Origin of the sequence: Methanofollis tationis (assembly GCF_013377755.1) — an archaeon.
GTDB lineage: Archaea > Halobacteriota > Methanomicrobia > Methanomicrobiales > Methanofollaceae > Methanofollis > Methanofollis tationis.
This window is the reverse complement of record NZ_JABXWR010000001.1, coordinates 930,126-944,120: the sequence shown is the minus strand read 5'-3', so window position 1 is coordinate 944,120 and position 13,995 is coordinate 930,126. Positions and strand designations below refer to the sequence as shown.

Annotated in this window: 7 protein-coding genes and 1 tRNA gene; 6 read left to right on the top strand and 2 right to left on the bottom strand. The window is 60.5% G+C overall.

Features of this window, described 5'->3' with window-relative positions:
* Positions 1-31 precede the first annotated feature (31 nt).
* From HWN36_RS04855 to HWN36_RS04845, 3 genes are all read left to right on the top strand, one after another.
* On the top strand, positions 32-2,911 hold the full coding sequence (locus HWN36_RS04855) for an Ig-like domain-containing protein (RefSeq protein ID WP_176788327.1): 2,880 nt from the start codon (positions 32-34) through the stop codon (positions 2,909-2,911).
* A gap of 244 nt (positions 2,912-3,155) precedes the next feature.
* Complete coding sequence (locus tag HWN36_RS04850) at positions 3,156-6,146, top strand: Ig-like domain-containing protein (RefSeq protein ID WP_176788326.1); 2,991 nt, start codon at positions 3,156-3,158, stop codon at positions 6,144-6,146.
* A gap of 230 nt (positions 6,147-6,376) precedes the next feature.
* Positions 6,377-9,277 (top strand): Ig-like domain-containing protein, encoded by a 2,901-nt coding sequence (locus tag HWN36_RS04845; protein ID WP_176788325.1) that lies wholly within the window; start codon positions 6,377-6,379, stop codon positions 9,275-9,277.
* Positions 9,278-9,294: 17 nt separating this feature from the next.
* On the opposite strand, the gene HWN36_RS04840 is transcribed toward HWN36_RS04845, so the two are convergent.
* Positions 9,295-9,366: transfer RNA gene (locus HWN36_RS04840), tRNA-Arg, on the bottom strand.
* Between the two features lie 118 nt (positions 9,367-9,484).
* Between HWN36_RS04840 and HWN36_RS04835 the strand changes: the two genes are divergently transcribed.
* On the top strand, positions 9,485-9,922 hold the full coding sequence (locus HWN36_RS04835; RefSeq protein ID WP_176788324.1) for a dCTP deaminase: 438 nt from the start codon (positions 9,485-9,487) through the stop codon (positions 9,920-9,922).
* Complete coding sequence (locus HWN36_RS04830; RefSeq protein ID WP_176788323.1) at positions 9,919-10,875, top strand: DUF128 domain-containing protein; 957 nt, start codon at positions 9,919-9,921, stop codon at positions 10,873-10,875. The genes HWN36_RS04835 and HWN36_RS04830 overlap by 4 nt, the downstream gene beginning before the upstream one ends.
* Here HWN36_RS04830 and HWN36_RS04825 read toward each other — a convergent pair.
* Complete coding sequence (locus HWN36_RS04825) at positions 10,868-12,691, bottom strand: tubulin/FtsZ family protein (RefSeq protein ID WP_176788322.1); 1,824 nt, start codon at positions 12,689-12,691, stop codon at positions 10,868-10,870. The two genes, HWN36_RS04830 and HWN36_RS04825, sit on opposite strands and share 8 nt — an antisense overlap.
* Before the next feature lie 258 nt (positions 12,692-12,949).
* Here HWN36_RS04825 and HWN36_RS04820 point away from each other — a divergent pair, with 258 nt between their 5' ends.
* Positions 12,950-13,939 carry a 5,10-methylenetetrahydromethanopterin reductase gene (locus HWN36_RS04820; RefSeq protein WP_176788321.1) on the top strand — a complete coding sequence of 330 codons (990 nt, stop codon included), beginning with the start codon at positions 12,950-12,952 and terminating at the stop codon, positions 13,937-13,939.
* Positions 13,940-13,995 lie beyond the last annotated feature (56 nt).

Here is a 13,995-nt window from a genome sequence, read left to right as displayed (position 1 = left end):
TGGTATCTTATAGGTTACGCAGGGATCTGCCATGGATATACCTATCAAAAATATGTTTCTGATCGGCTTCGTCCTCCTCGCACTGGTTACGGCCGCATCAGGTCTCCCCACCGTCAGCGTCTCAACCGATACGGCCTGGTTGACGGCCGGCGGAAGTGAGACCGCAACGGTGACGGTGCAGGTGAACGATGAAGCCTCGCGGATTGTTAGCCTCTCATCTACGCTTGGAACACTCTCCCCCTCTATCGTGACCACCGACGCTCGGGGGCAGGCGACGACGACCTTCACGGCCGGAACGGTGAGCGGGACAGCGACGATCACGGCGGTGTTCACGGACGAGAACGGCACACCGGTGAGCGCGTCGGTGGACCTGTCGATCGATCACGGCACACCGATTGAGATTTCGTCCCTCTCCTGCCCGGAAGAGGGCAGTGTCGGGAGTGAAGTCGAGATCGCTCTCGCCCTGTCGGACCGGTGGGACAACCCGGTCGATAACGCCAACATAATCGAGAACGTCACCTTCTCGGTCGGGTCGCCGGGTGACGGCGCGGCTTTTATAATCGGTGATCGGAATGCTGCCTCTGTCTCGCTCCCGGTCGGCCCTGACGGTCTGGTGACGGCGACGCTCCGCCTCAGCACGATGGCCGGGGAGAACATCGTCCAGATCACCCCGCCCGGTGCAGTGGGTGACCGTTATCTCACGATTCTGGGCGTTGCAGACGGGCCGCCGGTCTCTATCGAGAGCGCGTATGCCTCTGCCTCGTGCCCGGCCGACGGCGTGGGCACGGTCCTGATCGCCTACACCCTGTACGACCAGTATGGGAACCTCTGCAATGAGGCGCCGGTCAGGATCGCAAGCAGCCTTGGTGAGGCGACGGCGGTCACGACCAACTCGTACGGCAGCGTGCTCGTGCGTTATGGTCCGAAGAACGCCCCGGTGGATGTGACCCTCACCGCGACGGCGGCAGAGGACGCCTCGGTCTTTACCATCGATACCTTCTCCTTCGCATCGACCGATCCCGTCAACCTTGTTCTCGCCGCCTCTCCCCTGAATATGAAGAGCCTCGATGTCGATCCCTCGTCGGAGGCAGGCCTCGCGGCATGGGTGACTGATGAGAGCGGCGTCACCGTGACTGATAATCAGGTGGATGTGACCTTTACGATCACAGATATCGACGGCCACGGTGCGACTCTGACGGCCGATCCCTGTCTCAACGGTGGTTCTTCAACGGTCATGCAGGCGACCGGCGATGACGGTGTCGCCAGCGTCACTTTTACGCCCGGGGCGTTCGCGACCTCTGAGGATGCGACCGGCACCTGCACGGTGACGGCGACGGCGACGCTGAACGGGACTGTGGTTTCCCGGAGCGTTGATCTCTCCTGGCGGAACTACCCTTCGTTCTCCGTCTCGGTCTCTGCCTCGCCGTCCACAGTTCTGATCGGCAATGAGGCCAACGTGACCATCTCTCTGGCTGGCGATGGGTGGGAGTTTGGTCCGGCTCCAATGGATGTCATGATGTGCATCAGCAGGGCACCGACGATGCTGGATGGTGCTCCTCCTGCGATTGGAGTTGTAAAGAATGTCGCAAAAGACTTTTCAGCAATGATGGACTCCGGTGCGGACTCTCTTGGCCTGGTATCATATGGATGTTATCTCGATGAAGACGTATCTCTTGATCTTTCCCTGAGTTCGGGCTTTTCAACATTCAATGCCTCTATCAATGCTCTTTCGCCTGAGGATACGACGAATGGCAAGGGGCCTGATAAAAAGAGTGGTCTGGATCTTGGCATTGCTCTTGGAATGGCGGTTGATGAACTGGTAGATCATGGTACTTCCGATAATAAAGTGATCGTGGCAATCCTTGATGACGAGTTTACCAATGGTTGGAACCGTGATTCTTGGGAAACCTCTGCAAAACAGAAGGCAATCGATAACGAAGTTAAGATTTATGTTATCATTCTGGATATGCCGAAGAAAAATGGAAATTCGAATGGAAATGATCATAACGGGCTTGAAAAGAAGATTGAAGAAATGGCGGAGGATACAGGCGCAAAGATACTGAAAATTGATGGCACAAATTGTAACAATTACAATTCAGATCTTGTTGCGTTTTTTGCAGTGATTAAATCCGATCTAAAGGATGCTACGATCTTTGAAACAACACTGGATACCAGTCTGGTTAACGTCACGGTCACGAACACCACCGTCACCGATTTGCCGGTTCTGGGTGGGAATGTTCTCCAGTACCAGTATGTTGACGGTGTCTCGACAAACATAGTAAACCAGACCTGGGTCTCGACCACCGTCGATGACACGCTCGACTGGACCGACCGGGTGCTGGACTACGACATCGGTACAATGGAGTACGGCCAGACCTGGACCGCGAACCTGCGCTTCGCCCTCCTGCAGACCGGCACCATCGGCCTCTTCACCGATGGGGCATCAAAGATCAGTTTCTCGAATGCAGCGGGCACCACCTATGAGCAGACCCTCCCGCCGGTCTACATCACCGTCTTCGACCAGGAGACGGCCGACATCTTCGGCACGAGCGCGCTCTCGATCCCGTCGCTTGACGCACTGGGCGACAACAACACCCTCAGCATCGCCGTCGACTGGACGCTCGACTATGCCGGTGAGCACCCCGAATCGGTCAGGCAGCGGGCCCAGTACCAGTACAGCGCGGACAACATCGTCTGGAACAACCTCTGGCATGACTTTGCCGTCCCGGCGGTCGATGAGGATGTCACCGGGGATTACTCCGCCGAACTCGACACCGACAAAAAGAACGGCTATTACCGGATCCGCATCCATGCCTGGGAGGCGATCAGCGGCGGCGCCGAAGCATGGCGGACCACCGAGCAGCCGGTCAGGATCGACGACGGCAAAAAGATCAGGATGAAGCTGATCTGATCTCCCCTTTTTTTCGCGTCCCGCTGGTGTCTCCCCTCGCCCCCCCCCCCAAAGACGCCTGGCCTCTATAATTAATGCTACTTTAAATAGATTTTGATTTATTCTTACTCTTTTGAATCATATATTCTGATAAAATCCAAAAAATATCTATATTTTACAAAAAATGGCCGTTTAAAGAATGTTTGAAAAATAGGTATTTTTAAATACCGCCAAAAAATCTATTCTCTCCACGAGAGGTGGAACGATGGCAACACTGCGTCCCGGGCTCTTCCTGCTCTGCCTCCTGCTCATCTGCACGGGGGCGGCGGCAGGGGAGCCCTATGATATCACGGTCTCAACCGGAACAGACTGGCTGATCGCAAACGGCGCCGACTGTGCGGCGGTCACGGCCACGGTCACGAGCGGCGGCGCCCCGGTCACCGGGGTGGGCGTCACGTTCTCCTGCGACCCTGCGATGGGCAGACTCTCCCGGGCCCTGGCGGTCACCGACGGCAGCGGCGTCGCACGCTCGACGTTCACGGCGGCGACGACGAGCGGGGCCGCGGAGATCACGGCCTCGGCCACCTATGGGGGCGACAATGGTCCGGTGACCATCTCTGCCTCTTGCGTTCAGCAGATCGACCACGATACGCCGTATCGACTGGCGTCCCGCACCTATACGAGCGAGGTCTCGGTCGGCTCCGTGACCCCGATCGTCCTCTCCATGCAGGACCGCTACAAAAATCCGATCGACTCCCGCCGGACGGCTGAAACCGTCCGCTTCACCGTCGGCTCCCCCGGTGGCTCTGCCGGGATCTGGGACGGAGCCGCCTATGTCGATGACTGCGTCCTGCCGGTGGACGAAGACGGGAACGTCGCCGCCGTCCTGAAGACCTCCTCCCTTGTCGGGGAGAACATCGTCTATGTCGACCTCCCCGCGCCGGTGGCCGACACCTACTTCACGATCTACGGCATCGGAGACGGGATCCCGGCCTCGATCTCCTGCACGATCAGCCCGACCGGCACCCCGAACCCCTGGGTCCCTGCCGACGGCGTCAGCAAGTTCTCCATCCTCTACACCCTCAAAGATGCCGCAGGCAACCCGGCCGGAAACCGCAGCCTCTCGATCACCGCCCTCCCTGGCGAGGACCGGACCGTCACCACGAACTCAGACGGCCAGATCATGATCACCTATGGCCCCAAGGACACCACCGGCACGGTGACGATCACGGCGACCTCTGACGACGACCCCTCCGTCACCTGCTCCAGGACCGTCCAGTTCACCAACACCGCCCCGGTCGAGATGCTCCTCTCTGCAAACCCGCAGACGATGCCGAGCCTTGACGCAAACCCTGCCTCTCTCTCAGAGATCCGTGCGAAGGTCATGGATGAGAAGGGCAACCCGGTCTCGGGTGAGACGGTGGCCTTCTCGATCGACGCCATCGATCTCGAAGGAAACGTCTGCACCGATCCCGTCCTCATAGAAAATACCGCCACCACCGACGGCGATGGCTACGCCGTCGTCAGGTTCGTCCCGGGCGCCTTCGCCCTTCCCGGCAGTGACGACTACAACCAGACCGCCACCGCCACCTGCGCCGTCGTGGCCGCGTGGGGCGAGGTCACCCACTCCATCCCGCTCGCCTGGAAGAACTACCCCTTCCTCTCGGTCACCACCTCGGTCGATCCCGAGACCGTCGAGGTGAACGAGACCGTCAGCGTGAACATCACGCTCAGGGGCGACGGGTGGGCGCTTCAGCCCGATCCGATCGACGTGGTGCTCGTGATCGACCGGTCGGGGAGTATGCTCAAAGACTACCCTGACCGCATGGTATCGACCATGTCTGCCGCAAAGACCTTTGTGGGTCAGATGAACCCGGCAAGGGACAGGATTGGGATTGTATCCTTCGGTGCCAGAGGAACTGCCGACATCTATGCGTACTCGTATAAGTATTGGGCAGGAAATGACACGTCGTACTGGCGCGACTCCTCGCCGGCCAACGACGACGCGGCGTATATTTCAGCCCATTATCCTGGCAACGGAAAGTGGTATGCCGACTATGCGACCACGGACTCTCCGCTGAGCTATGATCACGCCGCCGTCCTCTCTTCCATCGACAACCTCGTGCCGTACTCCGGGACACCCATGCGGCCCGCTCTCTATAAGGCGGTTAAGGAGTTGATCGGCAACGCCACAAGCGATGTGCGTGCCATTATCGTGTTATCGGACGGTGACTGGAATACCGGCGGCGATCCTCTTGCTCAGGCGTCGGGATACGATTATTATTCCGATCTGAGTGCGGAAGACCAGAACATGGCCATCTACGCGCAAAACAACAATGTTCGCATATACTCCATCGCGTTTGCCCAGGATATTTCAACGATCGGAAAATCCACCCTGCAAACCCTCGCCTCCACTACCGACGGCATGTATTACGAGGCTCCCACCGCCGACGATCTCACGGCGATATACACCGAGATCGCCGGCGAGCTCAAAACCGAGGCTGGCGTCGACACCACCGTCGGCCTGCAATTCGACAACGTCCTGGTGAACGGTCTTGCGGTCTTCAACGACCCCGCAGACCCGGTCCTCGACTATGTCTACCTCCCTGGCGAATCGACGGTGATCGGGAGCTGGATCGACAACGAGACCGGCCGCCACGAGATCCTGCCGCTCGCAACCCACGACAACACCTCTGAATGGGCGGCCGGCCTGAGCCTTGCCTTCAACGTCGGCACCGTCCGGCTCAACCAGACCTGGACGGCCCGCTTCACCCTCACGGTGCTCAAGGAGGGGAACATCAACATCTTCGGCCCGGGCTCCCTGATCACCTTCAACGGGGGGGCCTCGAACCTCACCCTGCCCGACACCTTCGTCACCGCCGTTCCCGACCTGAACAACACCGGCCTCAATTCATCGGTTCTCTCTGTCGACACCCTCGCCCGGGAGGGCTCGGGCGAGGTGACCGACTTCCTCCCGCTCATCTGGAACCTGAACTACACCGGCGAGGGGACCGTGACCCAGCGTCTCTATTACTCCACCGACGATAAACACACCTGGACGCGGTTTGCCACCCTGACGGCCGTTGCTCCGGGCAACATCACCCAGCGGTCGAGCCTGGATGTCAGGGTGCTGCCTGCCGGCTACTACTGGATACGGGTCCGAGCCACCGCCCCTGACGCCCCTGATGCGATGGACGAGCTCATGGCGCCGATCCTGGTGGGATCCGCAGAAACCCCGAAGATCAAACTTGAGTAGGGTCCTGCCCCACTCCTTTTCTCTCCGGCGGCCATTCGCCCTCCTTGCAGCCGGCCTGCATTGTGCAAATATGATTTTCGACAATCATTTTCAATGTTATTCTGTATTTGTCTGTGATTTTATGGTTTTCAATCCTGCAAAAAACAAAATTTTATGTTTATTCAATTAGATAAATATACAAAATATTTATATATTGTTCGCGTATTCACTGACTCACCTCGGGGGAGGACATGTCAGCACTACGTTTTGGTCTTATTTTTGCAGTGCTCCTGCTGCTCTGCGCTCAGGCGGCGGCCGGTTCGCCAATGGTCACCATTGATTCGGATACAGAATGGCTCGTTGCCGGCGGCCCGCAGAGTTCGTGGATCGCGGTGCAGGTCACCGACGATGCCGGCTCCCCGGTGAACCGGGCAGAGATCACCTTCTCCTGCGACCCGGCGCAGGGGGCGCTCACTCCCGGCACCGTAAAAACCGGCCCCGACGGCACCGCCCGGGCCAGGTTCTCTGCAGGGACGGCGAGCGGCACCGCCGCCATAACGGCGGTTGCCCGGTGGCAGGAGGGCGATACTCCGGTAACGGTATCCTCCGTCTGCGAACAGCAGATCGATCACGCCGCCCCGCAGAAGATCGCGGTCCTTCGCTACCCTGGCGAGATCACCGCCGGCACGACCGCATCCATCCTCGTCATGCTCGCCGACCGATACGGCAACCCTATCGACTCCCGCCGCACGGCCGAGACCGTCCGCTTCGTCACCGGTTCGCCCGGCACCACGGCCGGCGTCCATGACGGCATCGACTACGCCGATGACGTCTCCCTTTCCGTCAACGAGAGCGGATGGGTGACGGCGCTCTTCAGGGCCGACTGCGTCGCCGGCGAGAACATCGTCTACGTCGACCTCCCCGCCCTGGTGGCCGACGCCTACCTCACCATCCGCGGCACCGCCGACGGTGTCCCTGCCTCGATCTCGGCCTCGTTCTCGCCGACATCTCCCATTCCGGCGGACGGAACGGGTATCTACCGCATCGTCTATATCGTAAAAGATCGCTATGGCAACCCGGCCGGAAACCGCTCCATCAACATCGCCGCCCTTCCGGGCGAGGAGACGACGGTCCGCACGAATTCGCTCGGAACGGCGGCGATCTCCTATGGCCCGAAAGACTCAGCCGGTGCGGTTGAGGTGACGGCGACGGCGGCGGACAACACCTCGGTGACCGTCACCGTCCCGGTCGCCTTCACGCACCTCTCCCCCTCAGACATGCTCCTCACGGCAAACCCGCAGACGATGCCGAGCCTGGACGCAAACCCGTCGATCACTGCCACCATCAGGGCAAAGGTGATCGACGAGAAAGGCAACCCGGTCGCCGGGGAGAGCGTCTCCTTTGCGATCCCGGGAGACCGGCAGGGCGCCTCCCTCAATACAACCTCGGCCGTCACCGACCGGGACGGCTACGCCAGCGTCCTCTTCACTCCCGGCGCCTTCCCCGCACCCGGCGAGGCCGGGTATGACCCGACCGCCACAGCCGCGTGTACTGTCGAGGCGCGGTGGGGCGATATCGTCCGCTCCCTCCCGCTCATCTGGAAGAACTACCCCTTCCTCTCGGTCACCGCCTCGGTCGAGCCCGAGACCGTCGGGGTGAACGAGACCATCAGCGTGAACGTCACCCTCAGGGGCGACGGCTGGCGGCTCCAGCCCCACCCGATCGACGCCGTCCTCGCCATCGACTGCTCGGGGAGCATGAAGGACCGGATCGCCGGGGCCGACACAAAAATGGCAGCCGCACAAACCGCTGCACGCACCTTCGTCGCCCGGATGAACCCCTCCTCCGACCGGATCGGGCTCGTCCCTTACTATGAACGCTCCGCACCCGTTCGGGTCAGGCTCTCGACCGACTACGTCGCAGTCATCTCGACCATCGACGCCCTCTCGCCGGCCGGCTATACGCCGACCCGGCTTGCATTGAAACGCGCCATAGATGAACTCGTCGCCTACCCGAACCCCGACCCGGACGCGGTGCGGGCCGTCGTCCTGATGTCTGACGGGGCGTACAACTACTTCGGCGACCCTCTCGGGCGTGGGAATGCGTCATCGACGTATTACGTGACCTCCTCAGACCGGGAGGCCGACTACCGGTGGCACGGCTACTGCAACGGCACGGAGTACGGCCTTTCCGCCCTCCCAGAAGACGACCTCTCGGCCTATGCCCGCGCCAGCGGGATCAGGATCTACTGCATCTCCTTTGGCGACGGCATCGTCGAGGGGGACAACACCTACGACACCATGACCGCCCTTGCCGGATCCACCGGCGGTTTCCACGAGCACGCCCCTGATGCGGCCGCGCTTTCCGAGGTCTACAGCCGCATCGCCGGTGACCTGAGGGACGAGGCCGGGGTTGAAACCGTCATGGACATCTCCATGCAGGAGATCTCGGTGAACGGCGAGCGCATCTCTGGCGCCGACGTCTTCGATTACCAGTATATCGAGGGCTTTTCGACGGCGGTGGAGGACTGGATCGGTAACGCGGCGGCACGCTACGATTTCGTCGCCCCCTGCACCCTGGACCAGCGCGATGACTGGGAGGACGATCACGCCCTCCACTTCGAGATCGGCACGGTCCGTCTCAACCAGGTCTGGACCGCCAGATATACCCTGACGGTCAAAAAAGCGGGCAACATCAATGTCTTCGGACCGGGCTCCCTGATCGCCTTCAACGGCGGAACTTCGAGCCTCACCCTGCCCGACACCTTTGTCACCGCCGTTCCCGACCTGAACAACACCGGATTTAATGGCCCTATCCTCGACGTCGCCGACCTCCATCGGGAGGGTTCGGGCCCGGTCACCGCTTTCCTTGAAGTGGCATGGGCCCTGAACTATACCGGGAGCGCTCAGGCGACCCAGCGTTTGTCGTACTCGAACGACGACGAGCACACCTGGGTCCTGTTCCTGACGATGCCGCCGGCCCCACCAGGGAGCAGAACCCAGGAGGCCTGCCTGGACGTGCGTGACCTCCCGGCCGGTCTCTACTCCCTGCGGGTCGATGCCGTCGCCCCTGACACGCCTGACGACCGGGCGGTACTGCCCTCTCCGATCCTTGTCGGAAACGGGCAGTTGTCAAAAATAAGACTTGAATAACTTTTTTTAAGCCGTAACGGACCCAGCGGGAATCGAACCCGCGTCCCTGGGTTCGAAGCCCAGAAGGATATCCTCTACCCCATGGGTCCATGGCACCGGAGTATAACCGATCATCGGTCGTTCCGTCAGAAAGGATGAATGAATTGTACCGTGTTATATATCATATCACAAGTTATTAAGCGTTTTCCGGCACCATCAGATCATAATATGATCCTTTCCTCCGCTGAGATCCGGTCCCGTCTGGCGGCGCCCGCAGATAGGGGCCGCCTGGTCATCACCCCATTCGCCGACACCTCCCTCCAGCCTGCCTCCTATGATCTCCGGGCAGAAGGCGACCTCTCTCTCCAGCCCGGAGGGTGCACCCTCGTATCAAGCCTCGAACGCGTCGAACTCCCCTCAGACCTTGCCGCCACCCTCAGGTGCCGCTCCAGCTATGCGCGCCGCGGCCTCCTCCTCGGCGGTGGCTTTGTCGATCCGGGCTTTCGGGGGCAGCTCACCCTCTGCCTGGTCAACATGGGAACTGACGCCATCCCCCTTGCCAGGGGCGACCGGGTGGTCCAGATGATCCTGCACGAGGTCTCGGGCGGCGCCCACTCCTATGAAGGGCGATACCAGGACAGCGAAGGTGTGGTGAGGGCGCGATGAGCCAGATCCGGACCGAGCGGAAACTCGTCGAGATCCTGCGGATCCTCAAGGAGCACCCAGGCCCGGTGGGGGCGAAGCGGCTCTCCGAACTGATGGCAGAGCGCGGCTTCGTTCTCACCGACCGTGCCGTCCAGTACTATCTCAGGTCCCTCGACGAGATGGGCTTCACCAGAAAGGTCGGCAACAAGGGGCGCGTCCTCACGCAGAGCGGCATCGCCGAGATAGAAAATGCTCTTGTCGGTGAACGGATCGGATTTATCATCTCGAAACTCGAACGCCTCGCCGTCAGGACCACCTTCGACCCGGCGACCGGCACCGGCGACGTCGCCTATAACCTCTCCTACGCTCCCTACGACGAGGTCGACCGCGTGCAGAAGGCCTTCGATGAGGTCATTGCCGCAGAATGCGGTTTTTTCAGCGGGTATCGTATCGTCGACAACGACCCCAGGGTCCCTGACGACCATGTGGGCTTCATCACCCTCTGCTCGGTCACCATGGACGGGGTCATGCAGAGGCAGGGCATACCGGTGGAGATGAAGTACGGCGGCCGCCTCGCCGTGGACGCTGCCCTGAAAAACAGCCGTTTTCTGGACCTCGTCGCCTACCGGGGCTCGAGCATCGACCCCCTGCAACTCTTCATCTCGGCCAGCCTCACCTCTATCCACACCTATGTCACCGGCGGCGCCGGCACCGTGCTTGCAAACGTCAGGCAGGTCCCGCTCCCTGCAAAAGAGAAGGTCTTCGAGATCGCCTCGGCCATGCGGGCGTCCGGGTTTCGGTTCCCGATCACGACCGGAGAGCAGGTCTTCAACCTTACAAAAGAGCCGTACAGGCTCTCGATCGTATCGCTCTCAGGAATGAACCTGATCGGCCATGCCGTCGAAGTTGGCTGTCAGATAAAAACAGAAATCGGTGCAGGAAACATCCCGTTCTCACGCGTTCTCTCTAGGTAATCCAGTCGATCCCGCCGGCATCCTCTTCGCCCTCTTTTTTGCGGGCCTTCTCTTCCCGGGTGCTCGTCCTTTTTCCCGGCTCCACTTCTTTTGGCTTCTGTTTCGGGGCGATCTTCGCGCTCGCCTTCAGGAGGTCGTCGTCGGGCAGCGCCACCCCGGCCGCGAGAGAGACCGAACGCCCCTCGAAGAGGTCGTCTTTCGCTTTTTTTACGGGGGGTTTCAGGCGGACGCTCTCGCCGGAGAGCGCATCGTCCTTTGCCGCCGGCAGGGTCTCGACCCGCACGCCTGAGTAATCGACCTCTTTTGGCCGTATCGCTGCGGTCCGGGATCCCCCTGAACCCAGGGCCAAGTCTTTCGGTGCCTGCGGGATCGCCACGTTCGTCATCCTGGTGATATCGCGGGGCGCCTGCTTCTTCCCGGTCGGAAGGACGACGGCGTCGCCCTCCTCAGCCTTTGTCTTCAGGTTGTCGCTGGAGAGGTGCAGGCGGAGGACCTCGCCCCCCTCATCCCGGGTTTTTTTCACCGGTTTTTTCTCGTCGGTCGCGATCCTGATCATCTCGTCACGTTCGCCGGGCATCTCTTCAACGCGCTCCTGTGGTGGTCCAAGGGGGTCGGGGGCGGTATGCATGCCGGTATCCTCGCCCCCCTCTCCTCCCGAGGCGGCCCGATAGTTCTCCTCCTCGATCTCAAGCAGATACTGCTCCCGCAGGATCTTCAACTCCTCGATCCGCGGCACGTTCTGCACACCCGAGAGCACGATGACGATCCCGACGAAATGGGTGCTCTTCACCGGATAATCTCCCGACCTCACCTCGAGCCCGGCAATGCTCCGGTCGATCCACTTCCGCACCGTCACAAAGCCCTTCACCGAGAGTTCCTGGCTCGGCCCGGCGATGAGCACCAGCGCTTTCTGGGCGCTGGTCATATCGCACGGGACCGATATTTCCTCGTACACGGCCCTTTTTGCAAGCGAAACGATCCGTGCCGCCCTCGTCTGGGAGCCCTCCATATAATTCCTGGCAGAACTCCATCGTTTCAGGAAATCGAAGGTGCCTGAGGGGAGGCGGTCCACCGCATACCCGACCGCAACCGTCCCCATACCGGTGAGCGTGTTGAGCACCTCACCGGCGTCCAGGACCAGTTCGCCCACCTCAAGGCCGCTCTCGCTGAACTCTCCCGCGCGGAGGAGGAGACCGATGCGCCGGGCGATCTGTTCGTTCAAAAGCGAGTTCACCTGCCGCGGGTTCCGGGAATAGGTCAGATCCTTCTCCCGCCGCCGTTGTCCCCTGGTCAGCGTCCCGGCCTCCTCCCCGGCCAGGATCTTCTGGTACCAGGTCTCGTTGTCGAAGACGATCGTGGCATCGACGAGGGCGTCGACATTTTCGATATCGTCTGCAGCCTTTGCAGACTGCTTTTTCCCCTCGCCGCGGCAGGGGAGGGTGACAACGGCAAAGATCGGTTCGATGAACGTCTCGCGCAGCTGGGGAACGATCATGTCCATCGTCTCGATGAGGGTGCCGCCAAGGCCGGCGCAGATCAGGATTGCATCGATCTGCACGGTGTCGACCTTCTGGATCCTGGTCATCACCTCCTCGATATCGATGGTGGTCTTCACGTCATAGGGATGCGATGGGTCGATCGGCGGGAAAAAGAGTTTGGATTCTTCGGGGAGATGTTCGAGCTGTATGAGGGTGTTTGCGTCGAGGTCGATCGCAAGGGCGTTCATACAGAGGATCGTGCTCCGCCGGTCATGGTCATAGAGACGGTCCACTATCCTGCTGCCAGCACCACCCAGTCCGATTGCCAGAACCCGCATGAATACATCGCCCCGCCCTGCGGCCGCTCAGTTCCCGGCCGTACGGGCGTTCATTCTTCTTGGGTATTTGTGCCGGTGATCATAAATACTTCTCGCCGGATGCGTTCCTGACGCGTCCGGTCTTTTTTGCGTCTCTCTGATTCTTCGGGTATCGCTGCTATCTGCTATCGGATATCCGGGTTAATTTGTAGGTTTTAAAAGGCAAATGATAATACTTTTATCTTCGTGCGATAACTACTCTCTCTGAGGTGAAATGCCTTGAGTTATGGAATTGAATTTGTGCCAGGCAACATTAATGTAAAGCAGGTTGTAAAATACGTCAAACTCGCGGAGTCCAAGGACATCGACTACGCGTGGATCACCAACCACTACAACAACCGTCACTGCTACCCGACCCTCGCCATGATCGCAGCGAACACCGACTCGATCAAGATGGGCCCGGGCATCATGAACACGTTCACCGACACCCCGGCGGCCATCGCTTCCTTCATGTGCACGCTGAACGAGATCTCCGACGGACGCGCCGTGCTCGGCATCGGCCCCGGCGACCTTTCTACCCTGCCGAAGCTCGCGATCCAGGGCACGAAGCCCGTCGCCCGCCTGAAGGAAGGCGTCATCCAGTTCCGCCGCCTTTGCGCTGGTGAAGAGGTCAAGAAGACCGGCGAGATGGAGTTCTTTGACTACGACGGTGCGAAGCTCACCGGCGTCACCCTGCCCGGTAAGAAGGGCATCCCCGTCTACATTGGTGCTCAGGGCCCCAAGATGCTCGAGCTCGCCGGTGAGATCGGCGATGGCTCCCTGATCAACGCCTCGAACCCGAAGGACTTCGAGATCGCCATTCCCATGATCAAGAAGGCTGAGGAAGCTGCAGGCAAGAAGGGACACGATGTCGGTGCCTACACCGCCATGTCCATCGACCAGAGCGAGAAGAAGGCCCGCAACGCTGCAAAGATCGTCGCCGCCTTCATCGCCGCCGGCTCCCCGCCCGCGCTGCTCCAGCGCCACGGCCTTGACGAGGGCAACGTCGCCAAGATCAAGGACGCTCTCGGACGCTTCGACTTCAAGGCCGTCGGCGGCCTCGTCGGCGACGCCGAGATCGACGCCTTCACCATCGCCGGAACCCCGGACATGGTCAGGCAGAAGTGCGAGGACCTCAAGGCAGCCGGTGTCACCCAGATCATCTTCGGCTCCCCGCTGGGCCCGGACATGACCAACTCGATCCGCCTGCTCGGCAAATACGTCGTCTGAAGGGACTGAATCTTCCCTTAACCCGTTTTTTCAGGAGGATCCATTTCCATCCTCCT